This window comes from Paraburkholderia sp. Cpub6 (assembly GCF_014201065.1).
GTDB lineage: Bacteria > Pseudomonadota > Gammaproteobacteria > Burkholderiales > Burkholderiaceae > Paraburkholderia > Paraburkholderia tuberum.
In genome coordinates this window covers 38,601-56,754 of record NZ_JACHDM010000004.1, presented here as the reverse complement: position 1 = coordinate 56,754, position 18,154 = coordinate 38,601, and the positions used below count along the sequence as shown (strand labels likewise).

19 protein-coding genes and 3 pseudogenes are annotated in these 18,154 nt (G+C 62.0%); 13 read left to right on the top strand and 9 right to left on the bottom strand.

Annotated features, from left to right (window positions below; translation table 11 throughout):
* Nucleotides 1-90: 90 nt before the first annotated feature.
* The 3 genes from HDG33_RS09205 to HDG33_RS09195 all read right to left on the bottom strand — a co-directional run bounded on the left by HDG33_RS09205 (nt 91) and on the right by HDG33_RS09195 (nt 1,609).
* Nucleotides 91-369, bottom strand: coding sequence for a hypothetical protein (locus tag HDG33_RS09205; protein ID WP_184024533.1), 279 nt, complete (start codon nt 367-369; stop codon nt 91-93).
* A gap of 252 nt (nt 370-621) precedes the next feature.
* Nucleotides 622-1,059 carry a DUF4399 domain-containing protein gene (locus tag HDG33_RS09200; protein WP_184024530.1) on the bottom strand — a complete coding sequence of 146 codons (438 nt, stop codon included), beginning with the start codon at nt 1,057-1,059 and terminating at the stop codon, nt 622-624.
* 46 nt (nt 1,060-1,105) lie between these two features.
* On the bottom strand, nt 1,106-1,609 hold the full coding sequence (locus HDG33_RS09195; RefSeq protein ID WP_184024527.1) for a DUF4399 domain-containing protein: 504 nt from the start codon (nt 1,607-1,609) through the stop codon (nt 1,106-1,108).
* 312 nt (nt 1,610-1,921) lie between these two features.
* On the opposite strand from HDG33_RS09195, the pseudogene HDG33_RS38215 reads away from it, so the two are divergent.
* Both HDG33_RS38215 and HDG33_RS38210 read left to right on the top strand, forming a co-directional pair.
* Nucleotides 1,922-2,752: pseudogene (locus tag HDG33_RS38215) on the top strand (caspase domain-containing protein); the annotation flags it as partial.
* 105 nt (nt 2,753-2,857) lie between these two features.
* The gene (locus tag HDG33_RS38210; RefSeq protein WP_409258998.1) at nt 2,858-3,958 is read left to right on the top strand and encodes a formylglycine-generating enzyme family protein; all 1,101 of its coding nucleotides are present in this window, start codon (nt 2,858-2,860) and stop codon (nt 3,956-3,958) included.
* Between the two features lie 28 nt (nt 3,959-3,986).
* Here the strand turns inward: HDG33_RS38210 and HDG33_RS09185 are convergent, their stop codons facing one another.
* Entirely contained in the window at nt 3,987-6,083 is a 2,097-nt protein-coding gene (locus HDG33_RS09185) for a serine/threonine-protein kinase (protein WP_184024508.1), read from the bottom strand.
* A 424-nt stretch (nt 6,084-6,507) separates the two neighbouring features.
* Between HDG33_RS09185 and HDG33_RS09180 the strand changes: the two genes are divergently transcribed.
* From HDG33_RS09180 to HDG33_RS09150, 7 genes and pseudogenes are all read left to right on the top strand, one after another.
* Complete coding sequence (locus HDG33_RS09180) at nt 6,508-6,774, top strand: hypothetical protein (protein ID WP_184024505.1); 267 nt, start codon at nt 6,508-6,510, stop codon at nt 6,772-6,774.
* A gap of 91 nt (nt 6,775-6,865) precedes the next feature.
* Complete coding sequence (locus tag HDG33_RS09175; RefSeq protein WP_184024502.1) at nt 6,866-7,168, top strand: hypothetical protein; 303 nt, start codon at nt 6,866-6,868, stop codon at nt 7,166-7,168.
* A 195-nt stretch (nt 7,169-7,363) separates the two neighbouring features.
* On the top strand, nt 7,364-7,582 hold the full coding sequence (locus HDG33_RS09170; RefSeq protein ID WP_184005151.1) for a hypothetical protein: 219 nt from the start codon (nt 7,364-7,366) through the stop codon (nt 7,580-7,582).
* Between the two features lie 346 nt (nt 7,583-7,928).
* A complete protein-coding gene (locus HDG33_RS09165; protein ID WP_184024499.1) occupies nt 7,929-8,135 on the top strand; it encodes a hypothetical protein in 207 nt (68 codons plus the stop codon).
* Nucleotides 8,136-8,360: 225 nt separating this feature from the next.
* The gene (locus tag HDG33_RS09160) at nt 8,361-8,516 is read left to right on the top strand and encodes a DUF3309 family protein (protein ID WP_018423731.1); all 156 of its coding nucleotides are present in this window, start codon (nt 8,361-8,363) and stop codon (nt 8,514-8,516) included.
* 104 nt (nt 8,517-8,620) lie between these two features.
* Nucleotides 8,621-8,833: pseudogene (locus HDG33_RS09155) on the top strand (SDR family NAD(P)-dependent oxidoreductase); the annotation flags it as partial.
* Nucleotides 8,834-9,261: 428 nt separating this feature from the next.
* Nucleotides 9,262-9,405, top strand: a pseudogene (locus HDG33_RS09150) (Lrp/AsnC ligand binding domain-containing protein); the annotation flags it as partial.
* Between the two features lie 20 nt (nt 9,406-9,425).
* Here the strand turns inward: HDG33_RS09150 and HDG33_RS09145 are convergent.
* From HDG33_RS09145 to HDG33_RS09130, 4 genes are all read right to left on the bottom strand, one after another.
* The gene (locus tag HDG33_RS09145; protein WP_184024496.1) at nt 9,426-10,214 is read right to left on the bottom strand and encodes an alpha/beta fold hydrolase; all 789 of its coding nucleotides are present in this window, start codon (nt 10,212-10,214) and stop codon (nt 9,426-9,428) included.
* A gap of 88 nt (nt 10,215-10,302) precedes the next feature.
* Nucleotides 10,303-10,650: a DUF4148 domain-containing protein gene (locus HDG33_RS09140; protein ID WP_184024491.1), complete on the bottom strand. Its 348-nt coding sequence runs from the start codon at nt 10,648-10,650 to the stop codon at nt 10,303-10,305.
* A gap of 40 nt (nt 10,651-10,690) precedes the next feature.
* Nucleotides 10,691-11,038: a DUF4148 domain-containing protein gene (locus tag HDG33_RS09135; RefSeq protein ID WP_184024488.1), complete on the bottom strand. Its 348-nt coding sequence runs from the start codon at nt 11,036-11,038 to the stop codon at nt 10,691-10,693.
* 376 nt (nt 11,039-11,414) lie between these two features.
* Nucleotides 11,415-12,458, bottom strand: coding sequence for an alpha/beta fold hydrolase (locus tag HDG33_RS09130; RefSeq protein WP_184024480.1), 1,044 nt, complete (start codon nt 12,456-12,458; stop codon nt 11,415-11,417).
* Nucleotides 12,459-12,761: 303 nt separating this feature from the next.
* Here HDG33_RS09130 and HDG33_RS09125 point away from each other — a divergent pair, with 303 nt between their 5' ends.
* The 3 genes from HDG33_RS09125 to HDG33_RS09115 all read left to right on the top strand — a co-directional run bounded on the left by HDG33_RS09125 (nt 12,762) and on the right by HDG33_RS09115 (nt 15,171).
* The gene (locus HDG33_RS09125) at nt 12,762-13,733 is read left to right on the top strand and encodes a LysR family transcriptional regulator (RefSeq protein WP_184024477.1); all 972 of its coding nucleotides are present in this window, start codon (nt 12,762-12,764) and stop codon (nt 13,731-13,733) included.
* Nucleotides 13,734-13,913: 180 nt separating this feature from the next.
* Nucleotides 13,914-14,630 carry a cytochrome c biogenesis CcdA family protein gene (locus HDG33_RS09120; RefSeq protein ID WP_184024474.1) on the top strand — a complete coding sequence of 239 codons (717 nt, stop codon included), beginning with the start codon at nt 13,914-13,916 and terminating at the stop codon, nt 14,628-14,630.
* Between the two features lies 1 nt (nt 14,631).
* On the top strand, nt 14,632-15,171 hold the full coding sequence (locus tag HDG33_RS09115; protein ID WP_184024470.1) for a thioredoxin family protein: 540 nt from the start codon (nt 14,632-14,634) through the stop codon (nt 15,169-15,171).
* An 84-nt stretch (nt 15,172-15,255) separates the two neighbouring features.
* On the opposite strand, the gene HDG33_RS09110 is transcribed toward HDG33_RS09115, so the two are convergent.
* Nucleotides 15,256-16,122: a MipA/OmpV family protein gene (locus tag HDG33_RS09110; protein WP_090807601.1), complete on the bottom strand. Its 867-nt coding sequence runs from the start codon at nt 16,120-16,122 to the stop codon at nt 15,256-15,258.
* Between the two features lie 509 nt (nt 16,123-16,631).
* Here HDG33_RS09110 and HDG33_RS09105 point away from each other — a divergent pair.
* Nucleotides 16,632-18,098 carry an amidohydrolase family protein gene (locus HDG33_RS09105; protein ID WP_260330381.1) on the top strand — a complete coding sequence of 489 codons (1,467 nt, stop codon included), beginning with the start codon at nt 16,632-16,634 and terminating at the stop codon, nt 18,096-18,098.
* The last annotated feature ends 56 nt before the right edge of the window (nt 18,099-18,154 follow it).

Here is an 18,154-nt window from a genome sequence, read left to right as displayed (position 1 = left end):
GGAAAGGACGATTGGATTAGCGGTCTTTTTGAGCGATGCGCCTGTTGGGGCACGCACACGCGGCCGCCCGGGCCGCGTGTGCGCCGCTCACTACCCGTTGTTGACGTTGCTCGAGTAAATGGTCGGTTGGATGTAGGTGGTCGTACCGCTGACCAGCGCCGAGCCGTTGCCGTTCGCGCTCTGGATGTTCATTTCCGTGTTGATCATCTGCGTCGTGGAGACGTTCTTGATGCTGCTCGGCGCAAAGACGGGCGCGTAGCTGAGGTACGACGGCATCGAATAGTAGCCGTTGCCACCGCGCACGGCGCTCATCGCCTTGCTGTCGAGTTGTTCGGTGTTGGACAGGTCCTTGATCATCAGCGTGTTCATGGCAAATCTCCTGGGAATGGGAAAGCGCATCATCGAGCGTCGGGGTTCGAGCAACTTGTCTGCTCGGGCGCTACTGATGCATGGGCTATGCCAGGAGGGCCTTGCTTCCGTCATTCGCGTCCTGAACGCCTTGTAGCAAAGGCCAGGAAGATCGCACCCGCTGTCCCGACGCTGACGAGCGGCAGAGCGAGACCAGTGAATGGTGGATCGCAGCCAACAGCGCGCGCGACATTGTTGGCTGCTCGATGACAGTCAGCGCGCGATCACCGTGATCTTCTTCGAATACACCGGCGGGTTGTGCGGCATATGCATGTCGTCGCCCATCAACAGCTGCAGCGTATGCTTGCCTGGCGGCAATGAAATCATCGTTTCCGTTTCGCCCGCGCCGAAATGCAGATGATGGCGATCCGAGGGTATCTCCTGATCCATCGGCGGCAGATCGGTATCGATCAGAAGATGATGGTGGCCTGTGTTCGGGTACTTCACGCCTTTCGGCGCGACCCCCATGAAACGCAGACCGAACCACACGCGAAACGGTTTATTGGCGGGCACCACCTGGCCATCGTTCGGATAGCCGATATACGCGTAGGCGCCGGGCGGCGACGGCGTCGCTGCCCACGCGCCCTGCGGCGCGATCGATACCGTCAGCGCCGCTGCGACGAATGCCGCGGCCGCAATGATCTTCTTCATCAGGACTCTCCGTTCCGGCTTGACCAGTTCGAACGAACGGACCGCGTTAGTTCTTTAGCACGGTGATGGTGATCTTCTTCGAATACACGGGCGGTACGTGCGGCACGTGATTATGGTCGCCGAGAATCAGCTGCAGCGTGTGCTTGCCGGGCGGCAACTCGATGCGCGCGTCGGTTTCGCCCGCGCCGAAATGCAGGTGCTGGCGATCCGATGGAATCTCCTGATCGAGCGCGGGCAAATCCGTGTCGATCAGAAGATGATGGTGGCCGGTATTCGGAAACGCGACGCCCTTCGGACACACGCCCATATTGCGCAGCCCCATGCGCACCCACAACTTTCCGCCGTGAATCACCGCGCCATCCGACGGCCAGATGATGTACTCCTCGGCCCCCGGCGGAGACGGTGTCCGCTCGGCGCGCGCAACGCCGCCAGTGCCGATACCAAGGCAGACCGCGACGAGCGTCGCGCACACCGCCGCGCGTAATCCGCCGCGACGCGCTTGCGCCGGATCACGACTGCCGAAAAGAAAGGAAACACGGGTTCTTCGCATAGCGCACTCTCCCGGACAGGAGTCATGGCTGGGGCCCGGCTATCGATGACCTTCCGGGTGTTCGAGCGGCACGTCGCGGGTTGAATCCGGCAGGCAGCCACCTAGTTAAAACGACCGTGTGACGTGACTTTGTGAATCAGCTTAGGACGTATCTTGCCAAAAAGATACGCAATGCTCGTTAACCGTATGACGCGTTAAGGACTCCCGGACAGTTGTGACGCAAAGTGCGTGCTATCGTTAATAAAGAGCGCGGGCAGCGCGAGCGTGGTGCACGAATGCCTGAACTCTGTCCGGTACAAACAGGATATAAAGATGTGGCGACGATTCCTGCTGGTGTGCATGGTTGGGGCAATCCAGGCGCCGTGGGACAGTGCCGGTGCCGCGACGCAACGTGAAAGCATCGAGCCGAGCCCGGCTTGGGTAGCGAGTCATCCGGCGCGGCCGGCGGACACCGCTTTGCTCCTTTCACCCTTTGCTTCGTCACGCGACGACACGCATTCGCGGCGTGTCGCGCTCGTGATCGGAAATGGCGAGTACGGTGACGCCACTAACCCGATCCGCGCCAACGCGCCGCGCGACGCCGAATCGATCGGCGCTGCGCTCCGTGCGCGTGGCTTCGAAGTCATCACGCGCACGAATGCTACGCCGCCGCAAATGCGCGCGGCCATCGACGAATTTCAACGACGATTGCGAACAGGCGATATCGGAGTGTTCTATTTCGCCGGACACGGCATGCAGGTAGGCGCACAAACGCTGCTTTTGCCGGCGGGACTCGATGCGCGAGCCGACATCCGCGCGCCGGTGTCGCTACTGAATAACGGTGTCGATCTGAATACCGTTTTGCATGCGATGCAATCCGCCCGTGCCGGCCGGCTCAATCTCGTGATTCTCGATACGTGCCTCGACAATCCATTTGCCCCCGCCGCGGTTGCGATCGATAAACCGAGGATCGCTGCCAACACCGTGATTGCCTATGCAACCGCACCGGGCGGTTTCGCGGCGGACGGTCCGCGCCATGGCGTCTATACCGATGCCTTGCTGCAAGCGCTCAACGACGCCGACGCATCGTCTCGATCGCTCGCCGCGCTGTTCCGACAGGTCGGCGCCGAAGTACGCGCCGCTACACGCGGAACGCAGCAACCGTGGCTCTCTGTCGCGCGCTCATCCATTCCCACAAGTGGCGAAAGCGCTATCGAGTCGTCGAATACGTCAGAGCGTCGCGCCATCACGCCGCGCAGTCGCGGCATCATGCCCAAGGAAAGCGGCGAACAATACGAAATCACGTTCTGGGATTCGATCAAGGACAGCAACTACCCAGCCGATTACGAGGCTTATCTGAAGGCCTATCCGAATGGCCGCTTCGCCACACTCGCGCATGCGCGTATCGATCGATTGCGCGCGGCGGCATCTAGTCCCGCAGTGAGCGCTGCGCCGCCCGCCGCCCCCGCGGCGCAGAGCGGTCACGTCGCGCCACCCACGCCGCCTGCCCAGGTCACGCATCCCGCGACGCAAGCCAGCGCAGCCGCGCCGCCGCCGCCGCCACCGCGCCCCGCTGCCGCGCCATCGCCAACGCCGCCCGCCACGGCCGCCGCGGCGCCATTCGCCGAAAAGACCGTCGCCCATCCCCCGACGGCCGGTGAAATCCGCGACTGCGCGGCCTGTCCGGTCATGGTCGCGGTACCCGCCGGCTCGTTCGCAATGGGCAGCAATACCGACGATCCGTCGGAAAAGCCCGTGCATCACGTGAGCATTGGCGCGCCCTTCGCGATCGGTAAATTCCCCGTGACGGTCGAGCAATGGAATGCGTGCGTCGCCGCCGGCGCCTGCCAGAAGCTGACGCCGCAGAGCAATAGCATCAAGACCGCACCCGCGCGCGATCTCAGTTGGGACGACGCGCAGCAGTACGTCAAGTGGCTCTCCAAAACGACCGGCAAACCGTACCGTCTGCCGACCGAAGCCGAATGGGAATACGCGGACCGCGCCGGCACCACGACCGCGTACTGGTGGGGCGAGCAGATGCGCAAGGGCAACGCCAATTGCAAGGACTGCGGCGACCCGTGGCACAAGGAAGGCCCGGAAAACGTCGGCACGTTCGCCGCGAATCCGCTGGGTCTGTACGACATGAACGGCGGCGTCTGGGAGTGGACCGCCGACTGCTGGCACAACACCTATCAGGGCGCGCCCGTCGATGGCCACGCGTGGGACTCGCCCGGCTGCGAGATGCGCGCGATTCGCGGCGGCTCATGGCGCGAAGGCGGCGACTACATGCTCAGCGCGACGCGCTTCAAATACAGCGCGGGCGTGCGCCAATCGCAGAACGGTTTTCGCGTCGTCAAGGATCTGCACTAAAAGCCGTGTCGATTGGCTCCCTGACGGATCATCGCGTCGCGGGTCTGGTCGTAATCGGGGCGAAGTCCGCCAACAGGCGATCCTGCCCGTATTGACCGCCAATCTGCTTGAGCCGGGTCTCGAGCGCGCGCAGATAATCGGCGCGCGCTTCGCTTTCCGGGCGCAGCTTGTCGAACAGCGGCACCGGCGTCACCACCAGCACCACCATTTCCGAGCCGAACGGCTTCGATACGGTCCAATCGCCCGCATTGCTGCCGATCGTGTACGGACCGCCGTTCGACTGCATCTGATTGTCCGGCCACAGACGACTGGGCACCATGTGCACGACGTGGCCGTCTAGCTGGTAGTAGTCGACGGTCGCAAAGGAATCGAACGGCGGCGCTTTCAGGTCGACCACCAGCGAGTCGTTCTCGGTCAGAAAACCGCTTGGCGGACGCATCTGCAGCGACGCCACGCGCCCCGCCTGCCAGTTACGCACCAGGAACGGCGCGAGCGCTTTGACGAAGTCGCATTTATCGTCGGCGAGCGGCCGCACGTCTAGCGAAACCGTATCGACGCCAGGCAGCGCCGCCAACGTCTCCTTCAGATGCGCGGCACCGTATCGCTGCGACAGGAAACCGCGTACCGTCAGTGCGTGGTCCTGCACCGCGCCCGATAAAGCCGAACAGGGCACCTGGGCAAGCGTGGGCGTGATCGCGGCGAGCGTCAACGCGGGCTTCGGCGCGGGCGCCGGAGGAGGCGTTGTCTGCGCGACATTCGTTGCAGGCGCGACAGCGGACGCCCCAGCCGCCCGATCGACCTGATCGCCCTGCGATCGCGCCGCCTCGGTTTGCGCGGCTTGCTGCCGGCTGGACCCCGAGCGAAAAGCGAACACGCCCACCGTGACCGCGCACACGATGGCGAGGCCAGCGAGCCCGACCCACGCGAGCGTACCTGACTTCTCCGCGCGCGCTTCATTGTCGAACTCGGCGATAAAGCGCACGACGCTCGGCATCCGTGTATTGCGATCGAACGACAACGCGGCACGCAACGCGCGCCACTGTCGCGCATCGAGATTCGCCGGACGCTGCGGCTTGAAATCGGCATTGCGCGCCTGCGTGGCCGACAGGCGATCGAACGGATGATGTCCCGTCAACAGCTCGTACGTGATGCAGCCAAGCGCGTAGATATCGTCGCGCGGGTCCGGCTCGCGATGCTCGATCATCTCCGGGCTCGCATAGGCCGGCGTCAACGCGCCCAGACTGCCGGGATCGAACACCGTCGCGTCGCTCTCCTCTTCAGGCCGCTGGAATACGCGCGCGATGCCGAAGTCGATCACTTTCACTTCGGCATTCGTGGTCAAAAACACGTTCGCGGGTTTGAAATCGCAATGGACGAAGCCGCGCTCGTGCGCGTACGCGAGCGCCGCGCACATGCCGCGCACGATCGGCAGCGCGGCCCGCACCGGCATGCCCTGATAGCCCGGCGTGCGCAGCAGCTGGCTCAAGGGTTTGCCGCTCAGGTACTCCATCGTCAGATAGACGATCGGCCCGTCGCGGTCGAAGTCGTAGACGGTGATGATGTTGCGATGCGCGAGTACCTGCGCCTTGCGCGCCTCGCGCTGCAGCGCGACCAGCGAATTCGGATTGCCGCGAAACTGGACGTTCAGCACCTTGATCGCGAGATAGGGCTTGCGATCCGACGCTTCGAGCTTGCGCAGATCGAGCGCCTTGTACACGGTGCCCATGCCGCCCACGCCGAGGCACTCCTCGAGCACGAAGCGGTTGTTCAGCGTATCGCCGATGCCTTTGATGGTCTCGTGCGCGGCGCTGCCGGCAGTACTCGCGGCGCCCGCACTGCCAGCGCTCGACGAACGCAGCGACGGTAGATCGACCGTGGTCTGGATGCCGGTTTCCTCGCCACCCGCCGCGACGTTCGACACGCGCAGCAGCTCGATGCGCCGCCGCACTTCCAGGTAGAGATCGTCGGGCAACGGCGACCGATGATGCGCGGCGTACAGCATCTCCAGCAGCCGCGTCGGACCGAGTTGCTCGGTCGCCAACGCGCTGTCGAGCTGCGCGACGAACTCGTCACGCGACAGCTCGCCGCTCTGGAAGTCGAGAATCACACGCGCAAGGCTAGCCATTTGTGCGAAGCACCACCGTTGCCGCTGGACCGTGTCGCATGCGACCGACGCCACGCGGGTCGATAGAAAACCTGTCGTATCCAGTTACATGTGCCGTTTCGATACTAGCTCCCGGTCCGCGCTTTCGCAAACCAGGCATGAGCCGCGCGCCGCGCCGCGTGCTGGCTCGCGCAATGTCGTGCGCCATCCAACAGGGTCCGCCGCGATGTCGGACGGCGGCCACCGCTCCGAGCGCGTCAGCGTGCTTCGAGCTGACCGGCACGGTGGCCCCTCCACGCGCAAAACCCTTATACGACAGGGCTTCGCCGATTTCCTCAGGATCCTTGATTAATACTGGCACAGCCTGTGCGTTAGTGATGTCCGAGCAAACGAATTGCTCGAAACCACTCGCAACACTGCGAAAACTTCTCTCAGGAGACTCACCATGAAAACGCTGATGATCAAAGACCTGTCCGTCACCGAACAACTCGACAGCAAAGCCATGCAAGCCGTACGCGGCGGCTTCGGCCCGAGCAAGTACTACAGCTTCGCCCCGGTCTATGCGCCGACCAGCGTCAAGAACACCACCACCACGCAACTGATCAGTAACGAACTGAACTTCCAGAACGCCAACGGCAACGATGTTGCGTTCGCCACCGGCATCACGTCGGACTTCTCGCCGTATATCAATTCGAGCAACAGCAACCACTAATAGTGCGTGGTGCGGCGAAGCGCCCGCAGCCGCGGGCCGCTTCGCCGCGAGCCATTCATGTCCATTTTCCGTACGTCTTTGGAGAAACGCCATGTCATCCCTCATGATTCGCGATCTGTCCGGCACGCGCGAACTCGACCGCCGGGCCATGTCCGGGATCGCCGGCGGCACCGGCAGCAACGTGCCCATGCCCTCGGGCCTTGGTGGTCTCGGCAGCCTTGCCGGCCTCGCCAACGTCAACGTCAACGTCAACGTCATTCAGAATCTGGATCAGAAGCAAATCGTCAACGTCGCAGCGCTCAATGACATCGGTTCGATCGGCCCAGGCGTCGTGCTGCCGCTGAAGCTGAGAGTCGACCCTATCCTGTCGGGCGCCAATTACTCCGCCGTGTAAGCCGGGGCAGCAGCGGGGGACTGGGGGTTCCTTCACTGCCGCGGCAACACCACGGCCATGCGCGCCGCGAATGGATTTCCTATACTGATAGTGCGTTGAGACCTCAATACAACGAATGACACGCCGAACACATTCCGAGCACGGCGGCCGGCACCCGAACGGGTCTGGCCGCCGGAGCGTCTTTCTGGAGCCATCATGGCCAAGCTGAGCATCAAGGATCTGACCGAAAGCGTCGAACTGGACCGCGAGGCGATGGCCGCGATCGTCGGCGGCGCCCGTGTCGGCGCGCGCTCGAGTCTCGCTGCGCCGCTGGTGCCGGCCGCGATGCGAGTCGTCGAGTACCCGCCGGGCTTTCCGGCCGCGCATCTGCGTATCGCGGAAGCAGCCTCGCCGCGTAGACGCCAGCGCCGCTAGCATTGCTCGCCGGGGCGTTTCACCATCACGGCACGCGCATATGGCGCGTGCCGTTTCTGTTTGCGCTTGCGATTGAGTGTTGGACGCCTGAGTTCGCCATGCGCGACGCTGCGCTGCGCCCCAACCATTCGCTCGTGACTCGTGGGACGCGCGCAAACACATCGACGCGCAATCGCGATCGTGTTCACTGCGATTCAACGCAGCTATCGCGCGGATCCTTGCCAGGCTTCGCATCGCGGCCCCCGCTCCATGTTGCGGCGCACGTTCCCTCACATTGGCATAGGCCTTGCAGAAATCGATGCGGGCGCCGCACTGTGCTCGCCTTTCCACGTCAAGGAGAAATGCCATGAAAGCCACTGTGATCATCAAAGACCTGCCGCCCGGCGCGGGCGAGCCATCCGACGAGAAAACGCTGAGCGCCGAACAGATGAAGACGCTGCGTGGCGGCCGCTCGGTAGTCGTCAAGGTGGACGGTGGCGGCACGGGTACCGTCGACGATTGGGACATCAACACCGCGATCTTCGAAGGCCGCATCGGCGGAACCTATCTATAGGACGCGCGACGTGTCCGCAATTGGAAAAACGGCACCCGGCTCAGGTTTTGAGCGCGACGGGTGCCGTTTCAATTGGCTCGAGAATCTCCGCACGCGCCGCGCGCCGTCCCGGTGATCTGATTAAAGGATCGACCTTGGGCACAAGGTTTGCTCCCTGGGGATTACCCTGCGGCCTTGTGGCCAACGTAGATAAAGCAGGTCTCTCAACCAGGCGGAGGTCATAACATGCTAGGAACCATTCTTCTAATCGTGCTGATTCTGCTGCTGATCGGCGCATTTCCGGCGTGGCCACACAGCCGATCGTGGGGCTATGGTCCGACCGGTGGACTCGGCATCGTACTGATCGTGGTGATCGTTCTGCTGGTTGCCGGTGTGATATAGACCACGCGTAGTGGACTGGAACATGAGGCGGGCCGCCGTCTATCCGCGCGATGTCGCGTGCCGATAGGTGGCGGCTTCGCTTTTCGTCGTTGCCGAAGCACTCGATGGAAAAGTTACTGGCCAATCAGGTCGCGCTTATTACCGGCGCAAGTTCGGGAATCGGCTATGGCATCGATATCGTGGTCGCGAATGCAAGGCTACAGAAGGACGGCAAATTCGCCGACATGACGCTCGACGATTGGCAGCTCGTGCTGTCGACGAATCTGACGGGCCAGTTTCTGACCTGCCAGGCCACGGTAGAGGAATTCCGCCGACGCCGCGGCCGTATGTCTCTGGGCTTTTCGAACAATGGCTAAAGCCCGATACGCGGACCATCGGCGTTGCCGTCGTTCGATTGCCCGAATAGATCGACATCTGCGAGCCAGGCACGCTGCCTGCTGAAACTCCTGCGTATTCGAACTTCAATACGAAAGGAGATGACATCATGCCTTACCTACTTGGCTGGCTGCTCGGCGTTCCAGTGATCGTACTGATCATCCTGTACCTCATTTTCCATTGATATCGCGCGGTACAGACGATAAGGATGACGTTGTTCCCGCGGCGGCGGTATGCGGATCGTTTCATGGTCAGCGTACCGCCGCCATCAGCGTGCCCATCCCTACCAGCAAGCTCCCCGTCAGACGGTTCACGAAGCGCAGCCGCGTCGGCCGCTGTAGAGCCATACGCAGACGGTGCGGGAAGATTGCCGCTGGTCAAGGTCGCGGTAGACGGCACCGCGGGCTACGAGCGCTTCCTGCGCGAAAAGCTCTACAAGATCGCAGGCATTCGCCATGGCCGCTCGATGTTCGCGCTGCGCTGCATGAAGAACATTGCGTCAATCGCAATCTGATTGACGAGACTGCGCGCGCTTCAATGCGCGGCCCGCGAGGCGGCGATGATCACGTCGGCCACGGCCTGCGGCTGGCTCAGCATCGCGACGTGGCTCGTGGCGACGCGCGTGATCTTCGCGTCGATGTGTTTCGCCATCTCCAGTTGCAAGGACGGATCGATCATGCGGTCGCGGCCCGACACCACGAAGTACGACGGCTTGCCATGCCACGCGGCGTTCGTCACCTTGTCGTCGATACAGCCAGCGGCCCAAGGCTGCTGGGTCGCCGCGATCAGGCGCTTCTGCGACAGCGGCAGATCCTGCGCGAAGTCGTCCAGCACCGCCTGGGTCGATAGCGTCAGATAACCCGCCGAGTCCTTGCGCAATTCGCTCGCCCAGACTGGCGCGGGTTGGTCCTTCGTGATGTCGGCAATGGACTGACTGTTGTCCGGCGCAAATGCCGCGACGTACACGAGGCTCTTCACCTTGTCGTCGTTGCCGGCCTCGCTGACCACCACGCCGCCCCATGAATGGCCGACCAGAATCACAGGCCCGTTCTGCTGCGCGATCACGCGCCGGGTTGCCGCCACGTCGTCGGCGAGCGAGCTCAGCGGATTCTGCACGGCCACCACGTGCAGGCCGCGCGCTTCGAGCAATGGGATCACTTTGTCCCAGCTGGACCCGTCAGCGAAAGCGCCGTGTACGAGAACGACGTTCTTGCCCTTCAGGTCATCGGACGGCGCCGCCTGCGCGGACTCCGTGGTCTGCAACGCGAACAGTCCGCCCAGCAACAGAACGGAACCCAGAATTTTTTTCAGCAGCGTGGTCATCGTTTTTGTCTCGACAGGTTGAGTTAAACAAGGAGTCCGCGCGTCGACGTGAGCCGATGCACGCGGACGGCCTGCTCATTTGCATCGATCACGAATGCGCGTAGATGGAACCGAGGCCGACGATGTGGGAGCCGTCGTACACGCGATCCGCCGCCGCATGCTTCATCGGCACGTGCGAGCCCGAAGAGGAACTGCCGTTCGCGACGCCACCGTAGGCGGCCGCGTCATGGCCCGCACTGATGCGCGCCTCGGCCGCTGCGATGTTCTGCGGGTATTGCGTGTTGTCGCTGGCCGGGTTGTAGCCGGCCTTTTCCAACTGGACCAGTTCCGCGCGGACGTCGGCACGTGTGAGTGCCTGTTGCGGTTGCGATTGCGCGAACGAAACGACGGGAACGGCGACGAGTGCGGCGACGATCAGCGATTGAACGAGTTTCATGAGTCTGCTCCGGGTATCAAAACATTCAGGGATCAACGAATCAGGAGTGCGCGTAGATCGCGCCGAGGCCGACGACGTTCGAGCCGTCGTTGGCGCCATTCGCGGCCGCATGCTTCATCGGCACATGCGAGCTGGAAGCCGAGCTGCCATTCGCGACACCGCCGTAGGCGGTAGCGTCATTGCCGGCGCTGACGCGCGCTTCTGCCGCTTCGATGTTCCGCGGGTATTGCGCGTTGTCGCTGGCCGGGCTATAGCCGGCCTTCTGCAACTGGACCACCTCCGCGCGGACTTCGGCACGCGTGAGCCCCTCTTGCGGTTGCGATTGCGCGAACGAAACGACGGGAACGGCAACGAGTGCGGCGACGATCAGCGATTGAACGAGTTTCATGAGTCTTCTCCGGGTATCGAACCATCAGGGATAAGGATTGAGCGAGACGCGAAGCCATCGACGCAGATACACTGTGACGTCCCGCCTGATTCACACGCAACGTTGTGAATCAACCTTGCGTGAAGACATTAGAACGCTCCAACGTATCTGCAATGTTTTCGTCACCCCCCATTTCTGCAAGCGTGTTTGTCTGCGTATGCCGTTGATACATTGCGATACAAAAACCGACTTCCGAACATGCCGAGCAGGGCCGGCGTCGCATGCGTCGTGCGGGTTGCAGGTGTGTTGCAAATGGCCCGCTCATGAAAAAACCCCAGCAGCCGTACGTTCGACTGCTGGGGTTCCGTTCAGAAGAAGCCGGCGCGCGCCGGCTCCATCAAAGGCGGGTGACGTCGAGAATCGCATCCGCAAAGGCTTTCGGCGCTTCCTGCGGCAGGTTATGGCCGATGCCGCCGCTGATATTGCGGTGCTGATACTTGCCGGTAAACTTCTTCGCGTATGCTGCGGGCTCGGGATGCGCGGCGCCGTTCGCATCGCCTTCGAGTGTGATGGTCGGCACCGCGATCGTCGGTCCGGTGGCGAGGCGCTTTTCGAGTTCGTCGTATTGCGGCTCGCCCTGCGCGAGTCCCAGACGCCAGCGATAGTTGTGAATCACCACGGCAACATGGTCCGGGTTATTGAACGATTCGGCGGAGCGCTCGAACGTGGCGTCGTCGAAATTCCATTTCGGCGAGGCGGTATGCCAGATCAGCTTGTTGAAGTCATGACGGTTCGCTTCATAGCCCGCGCGGCCGCGCTCCGTTGCGAAATAGAACTGATACCACCACGCGAGCTCGGCCTTCGGCGGCAACGGCGCGCGGTTCGCGTCCTGGCTGCCGATCAGATAGCCGCTCACCGACACCATCGCCTTCACGCGTTGCGGCCACAGCGCGGCGACGATGTTCACCGTGCGCGCGCCCCAGTCGAAGCCGCCGAGCACGGCCTTGTCGATTTTCAGCGCGTCCATCAGGTTGATGATGTCGACCGCGACCACCGCCTGCTGACCGTTGCGCGGCGTATCCGCCGACAGAAAACGCGTGCCGCCGTAGCCGCGCAGGTAAGGCACGATCACGCGATAACCGGCCGCCGTCAGCAACGGCGTCACTTCGGCGAAGCTGTAGATGTCGTAAGGCCAGCCATGCAGCAGAATGACCACCGGTCCGTTCTGCGGGCCCGCTTCCGCGTAGCTGACGTTCAGCGTGCCCGCATTGATCGAGCGAATGTTCTCGAACGACGCCGCGCGCGCGCCCGCTTTCGCATTGCCGGCCGCGTCGGCCGATTGCGCATGCGCGAGCCCGCTCAGTCCCAATTCGAGCAGGCTGATACCGGCAACCGCCGTTCCGAGAAAGCGGCGGCGGCGACTATTGATCTGATCCGACATGATTGTTCTCCTTCAAGCAAAGGCTTTGATACGGAATTGATCGGGTCCGCTCGCGCGCGATATCACACAGCCGCATGCGGGCACCGTGCAGGCAGAGCGGACTTCAATGGCAATCTGAAACGAATCGAACGAGACGGGTAGAACGAATCTGAAACCGGAGATGCTTGACGACTAAACCACTGGCTTACCGCTGTCGCAACGCTTGAGATAGATAGTGACAGCGCAAGCCTTCATCAGCAAGAGCAACTAAGTTCACATATCGTTGCCTTGTAGGCAACACATTAATTGCAATCGACAAATCACATGCGCGAGATCAACCAGCAACGCCTTCGCTACTTCAACGAGGTGCTCACGCACGGCACCATCCGCGGCGCCGCCGAAAGCATCAATACGTCGCCCTCCGTGATCACGCGGCAGATCAAGCTGCTCGAGGACGAACTCGGCGCGGTGCTGTTCGAGCGGCAGCCGCGCGGAGTCAGGCCGACCGAAGCGGCCACGCATCTGCTCGAATTCTGGCGCGGCTACCGTTCGCAGCAGGAGAAGCTCGAAGATCAATTGCATGCGTTGAAAGGCTTGCAGCGAGGGCAGATCCGGCTCGCGGTCAGCGAAGGCTTCGTCGATACGCTGGTCGACGATGTGCTCGCGCCATTCTGCGTCCAATATCCAGAACTCGAAATCGGCCTCGATATGCTCGCGGTCGACGCGATCCAGGAAGAAGTCGCCGAAAGTCGTGCGCATATCGGGCTTGCGTACAATCCGCCGCCTCATGCGCGCCTCGAGCATCGCGCGAGTTCGCCGCAGCCGGTCGTGTTGTTGCTAAGAAGCGACCATCCGCTCGCGAAGCGCAAGCGACCCGCGACGCTCGACGACCTGCGCGCGTGGCCGCTCGCGTTGATGCCACCCACCTTTGGGATCGGTCATGTCGTCAAGATGACGGAACTCGCCGAAAACGTGTCGATTCCCGCGACGCTGACCAGCAACTCACTGAGCGCATTGAAGCGCTTCGTCACGGTCGACAACTTCATGACGCTGATCGGCGAATTCGCTGCCTACCGCGAAATCGCGAGCGGCGAATTGACGACGATACCGATCGCGCATCCGCTGTTTTCCGGCGCGCAGGCGCGTGTGCTCGTCAAGACCGGCCGTCCGCTCGCACCGGGACCTCTCGAATTGCTGCGCTGGATCGAGGAGCGTATGCCGATGTTCTCCACGTCCAGCGCAAATAGCGTCGCAGCCGCGACGGGAACCGCGGTGCGTAAGCGCAGGGCGCGCTGAGCCAGCGTTCGGCTACCGCCGCCTCGCCCCCCGCGCGCATCGGTTCCTCAACCGATTTGTGTCGCAATGTATCCGCGCCATACGCAGACACACTACATTGCAAGCGCGCCCGATCCCCGACATAAACCAGATACGTGCGGGCGTTCCAATACGGCCATCCCAGCCAACGGAACGCCCATCATGCACAGTACTCTCGAAACTCCGCTCGCCCTGCTCGCCGGGCTGCTGACGATTGCCTCTCCCTGCGTGCTGCCGGTGATGCCGATCCTGCTCGGCACTTCCGTCGAACGACCGAGCCGCACGCGGCCACTGTTCATCGTCGCCGGCTTCATTCTGACTTTCGCGTCTTTCGCGCTGCTATTGGGCGCGGTGTCGAGCACCGTGCACGTCGCGCAACAGGTACTGCGCAATACCGGCATTGCGTTGCTCGCGCTGTCCGGGCTTCTGCGTATCTGGCCGCGACCTTACGACTGGCTCGTCGCGCAACTGCAAGGGCCGCTCGAGCGCATCGGCGCGGCCATTGCGCCAGGGACGCAACCCGGCAGCGGCAACGCGGGCGGCTTCGTGCTCGGCATGTCGCTCGGCGCGGTATGGACGCCCTGCGCCGGCCCCGTGCTCGCGTCGATACTGGTGCTCGTCGTGAAGGCTCAGGATCTCGGTTGGTCGGCTCTGCTGCTCACGCTGTATGCGATCGGCGCAGCGATTCCGATGCTCGCGATCATCTACGGCGGACATTACGTGACGCGTCATGTCCGTGTGGTCTCACGTCACGCGGAGCGCCTGCAACAGGTATTCGGCGTACTGGTGATGCTGACCGCCCTCGCCATCTATTTGCAGTACGACGTGCTGCTGTACGCGCGGCTCGCCGGTCTTTTCCCTTCACTCAAAGGACTTTGACATGACTACCCGCTTGAAAACCTTCGCACTGTCCACCGCGTTTGCCGCCTGCGCGTTGATCGCGACGAGTACGGTCGCCATCGCCGCGCCGCAGGAAAGCGGCTCGCCCGCACCCGAGCTCACAGGCATCACGCAATGGCTCAATAGCGAGCCGCTCAAATTGCAGCAATTGCGCGGCAAAGTGGTACTCGTCGACTTCTGGACCTATAGCTGCATCAATTGCGCCAACACGCTGCCTTACGTAAAAAGCTGGAACCAGAAGTACAAGGATCAGGGGCTCACGGTGATCGGCGTGCATACGCCGGAATATCCGTTCGAACGCGACACCGGCAACGTGAAGACCGCGCTGAAACGGTTCGGTATCAGCTATCCGGTTGCGCAGGACAACCAGTACGCGACCTGGAATGCCTATAACAATCAGTACTGGCCCGCGTTCTATCTGATCGACAAGCAAGGTCATATCGTCTACACGCACTTTGGAGAAGGCGCCTATGCGCAGACCGAAGCCAGGATTCAGGCGCTGCTCGCGCAGAAGAATTGACGAAGCGTTTTCTGACTCGTAGAACGGGAAAGCCCGCTGCACCCACGCGATCGGGTGCCGCGGGCCTTCGTTTTTGGCGGACGACTAAAAGAGGTAATTGGCGAAAAGGCCGTACGTAATCTGACTCGTCTTTTCGGTGATGGGGCTGTCGGTCGCGTCGCCGCGCAGCCACGCGAACGACACGCTCGCGCCAACGTTCCAACGCGTTGCGATCCGGTAAACCCCGTTGACTGAGAAGCGCAACTGGTTCAAACCGGAGCTGGCCGAGTAGGTCGGCAATCCCGAGCGCGCGCTCTGCTCGGAATTCACGCCAAAATAGGTTTCGTTGTACTTGTCGCTTCCCCACGTCAGGCCCGGGCCTGCGCTGAGCGTCAGTTGCGCAATGGGTTGATAGCGTCCCAACAGATCGAAAGTCGCGACGGTGCCGCGATCGTTGCCGGCAATATCGGTCAAAACGCTCGCGCGCGCCGTGACGAACTCCCACGTATAAACACCGAACAGCTCCGCGTGCGCGGTGCGTTTGACGTCGCCGAGTCCGTGCAGCCGCGAGTCGTCGGACTCGCTGCGCGGTTCGATGAAATCGTAGGTCAACGCCGCGCCGACGCGCCAGTTACTATCACGATACAGATATGCGCCCAGCGATAGCACCGAGCCCGCGTCTGGATTCGCGCCGATAAAGAAGCGGTCGTAATTCACGCTCACCGACGGCACCGCCTCCCATTTCGTGCCACTCGCGCCCGGAAATTTCGGCATGTTCACGACCCCTGCGCCAACCGCAAAGCGCCACGGGCTCGCGCTCGCGCCAGGCGCCTGCGTCACTTCCGGCGCGCCGATGGAGAACAGGCTTTCCGACAAACCGAGCGTATCGTCGGCCATCGCCGTGACGGCAAACAGCGACAAGCCAGCCCCCGCCAGCACCTTAAGCATACGCGGCTTTGACACATCGATCATTTCTGTTTCTCCGTGAAAAAATTAAAAAAGACTGAATGCGATTTTTCCGATCCCGGCATTCATGGAGTGGCGGCGAAATTGTGAAATAGTTGAGTTTCTAATTGCAGCGGCGTTAAAAGAATGACCGATCGCCTCGCTCGATAATCGCGATGATAGAAAATACGTTTGTAATAGCCGATGCATCCGCTTTATTGGGACGTTTGTTTGGCACATCTCTCCCCCAAGCAGGGTAGGGAATCGTGCCTTATTTCGGGAGATTCACTTACAGAATACGTGGCGTGAGCATAGCCCGTTCTTTTCGCGCGTCGCAAGCATATTTTTCTAATTACATGCTGCAACCGCGTAATCGAGTAATAGATGCAATTTCAATGCTTGTATCAAGCGACGCGGAATTTGCCATCCTCGTTCGCAGGCGATAATCTGTGCGGGCTTGACTTTCGCGTCGCCAGGTGTGAAATGTAGTCAGATGGCGGCTTTCGATGCACGGTGATCTACGTTACGGGTGGGCTATGCCTTCAGGAAAGTACATCGGCGATAAAACAGTCGGTCCGTCGTTTTCATGTCTTTGTGACAAGTCTCAAGCGCAGTATGCCAACCGCCGTATCAGTGCCGATCTGTCGCGGCGCGGCTTCGTCACCGGTCTCGCCGCTTCGATGCTGAGCCTGGTTCTGCCCGGTCTTGGCAATGCTCAAACCACCCAACCGCCAGCACCGCCGGACAAGCCGGTGCTGTTCACGAACTTCCGCTTGTTCGACGGCAAATCGTCGACGTTGCGTGACGGCCTCTATATGGTTGTCGAGGGTGACAGCGTCAGCCAGTTGGGTCGGGGTCAACCGGCTTCGATCGACGGCAAAACGCTCGTCGATTGCGGCGGCAAGGTGATGATGCCCGGCATGATCGACATGCACTGGCACGCGCTGCTCGCGGCAGTGCCGATTCAGGTCATCCTTCAATCCGACATTGCATTCGTCCATCTTGCGGCAAGCGCTGAAGCCGAACGTACGCTACTGCGCGGCTTCACAACGATACGCGACGCGGGCGGCCCGTCATTCGCGCTGAAGCAGGCAATCGATAGCGGCATGATTTCCGGGCCGCGAATCTATCCGTCCGGCGCGATGATCACGACCACCGGGGGGCACGGCGATTTTCGTGCGCTGAGCGATCTGCCGCGCGCCGGCAACCAGGTCACCCAACTGGAACGGGACGGTGGCTTCGCGATCGCCGACAGCGAAGACGAAGTCCGCTTGCGGGTGCGCGAGCAGTTCATTCAGGGCGCGACGCAGATCAAGCTGGTCGGAGCCGGTGGGGTATCGACGCCGCGCAGCCCGCTCGACATGCTCACGTTTACCGAAAAGCAGTTGCGCGCGGCCGTCGAAACAGCGGCCGACTGGGGCACCTATATCCTCTCGCATGCGTACACGTCCGAAGCGGTTCAGCGCTCCGTTGCGGCAGGCGTGCAGTGCATCGAGCACGGTCATCTGATGGACGACAGGACTGCGGCGTTGATGGCGAAGAACGGCACGTGGTTGAGCACGCAGCCGTTCGTCAACGAAGACGACGCGGGTCCGCTCGCCCCACCGATCCGCGAAAAATTTCTTCAGGTGATCGCGGGCACCGACAGGGTTTTCAAGCTCGCGCGCAAGCATGGCATCAAGGTCGCGTTCGGCACGGACCTGATCTTTTCGCAGGCCGTGGCCGCACGGCAAGGCACGATGCTCACGCATATGAAGGCGTGGTATAGCGCAGCCGAAGCATTGGGCATCGCAACGGGCACCAATGGCCAGCTACTCGCGCTGTCCGGGCACCGCAATCCGTACCCGCGCAAGCTCGGTGTACTCGAGGAAGGTGCGTACGCCGATCTGCTGCTCGTCGACGGCAATCCGCTCGAGAATCTCGACCTGATCGCGAAGCCGGAGCAGAACCTGCGCATCGTGATGAAGGATGGAAAGTTCTACAAGAACACGCTGAAAGCGTAAACAACAATACAGGCGGGCGCGCAACCTGGCGCGCCCGCATTCGCTACACCGTCACA

Excerpts from the sequence above, each read along its gene's own strand:
- HDG33_RS09205 (WP_184024533.1), bottom strand. The coding sequence starts at position 369 with ATGAACACGCTGATGATCAAGGACCTGTCCAACACCGAACAACTCGAC.
- HDG33_RS09200 (WP_184024530.1), bottom strand. The coding sequence starts at position 1,059 with ATGAAGAAGATCATTGCGGCCGCGGCATTCGTCGCAGCGGCGCTGACG.
- HDG33_RS09195 (WP_184024527.1), bottom strand. The coding sequence starts at position 1,609 with ATGCGAAGAACCCGTGTTTCCTTTCTTTTCGGCAGTCGTGATCCGGCG.
- HDG33_RS38210 (WP_409258998.1), top strand. The coding sequence starts at position 2,858 with ATGCCCAAGGAAAGCGGCGAACAATACGAAATCACGTTCTGGGATTCG.
- HDG33_RS09185 (WP_184024508.1), bottom strand. The coding sequence starts at position 6,083 with ATGGCTAGCCTTGCGCGTGTGATTCTCGACTTCCAGAGCGGCGAGCTG.
- HDG33_RS09180 (WP_184024505.1), top strand. The coding sequence starts at position 6,508 with ATGAAAACGCTGATGATCAAAGACCTGTCCGTCACCGAACAACTCGAC.
- HDG33_RS09175 (WP_184024502.1), top strand. The coding sequence starts at position 6,866 with ATGTCATCCCTCATGATTCGCGATCTGTCCGGCACGCGCGAACTCGAC.
- HDG33_RS09170 (WP_184005151.1), top strand. The coding sequence starts at position 7,364 with ATGGCCAAGCTGAGCATCAAGGATCTGACCGAAAGCGTCGAACTGGAC.
- HDG33_RS09165 (WP_184024499.1), top strand. The coding sequence starts at position 7,929 with ATGAAAGCCACTGTGATCATCAAAGACCTGCCGCCCGGCGCGGGCGAG.
- HDG33_RS09160 (WP_018423731.1), top strand. The coding sequence starts at position 8,361 with ATGCTAGGAACCATTCTTCTAATCGTGCTGATTCTGCTGCTGATCGGC.
- HDG33_RS09145 (WP_184024496.1), bottom strand. The coding sequence starts at position 10,214 with ATGACCACGCTGCTGAAAAAAATTCTGGGTTCCGTTCTGTTGCTGGGC.
- HDG33_RS09140 (WP_184024491.1), bottom strand. The coding sequence starts at position 10,650 with ATGAAACTCGTTCAATCGCTGATCGTCGCCGCACTCGTCGCCGTTCCC.
- HDG33_RS09135 (WP_184024488.1), bottom strand. The coding sequence starts at position 11,038 with ATGAAACTCGTTCAATCGCTGATCGTCGCCGCACTCGTTGCCGTTCCC.
- HDG33_RS09130 (WP_184024480.1), bottom strand. The coding sequence starts at position 12,458 with ATGTCGGATCAGATCAATAGTCGCCGCCGCCGCTTTCTCGGAACGGCG.
- HDG33_RS09125 (WP_184024477.1), top strand. The coding sequence starts at position 12,762 with ATGCGCGAGATCAACCAGCAACGCCTTCGCTACTTCAACGAGGTGCTC.
- HDG33_RS09120 (WP_184024474.1), top strand. The coding sequence starts at position 13,914 with ATGCACAGTACTCTCGAAACTCCGCTCGCCCTGCTCGCCGGGCTGCTG.
- HDG33_RS09115 (WP_184024470.1), top strand. The coding sequence starts at position 14,632 with ATGACTACCCGCTTGAAAACCTTCGCACTGTCCACCGCGTTTGCCGCC.
- HDG33_RS09110 (WP_090807601.1), bottom strand. The coding sequence starts at position 16,122 with ATGATCGATGTGTCAAAGCCGCGTATGCTTAAGGTGCTGGCGGGGGCT.
- HDG33_RS09105 (WP_260330381.1), top strand. The coding sequence starts at position 16,632 with ATGCCTTCAGGAAAGTACATCGGCGATAAAACAGTCGGTCCGTCGTTT.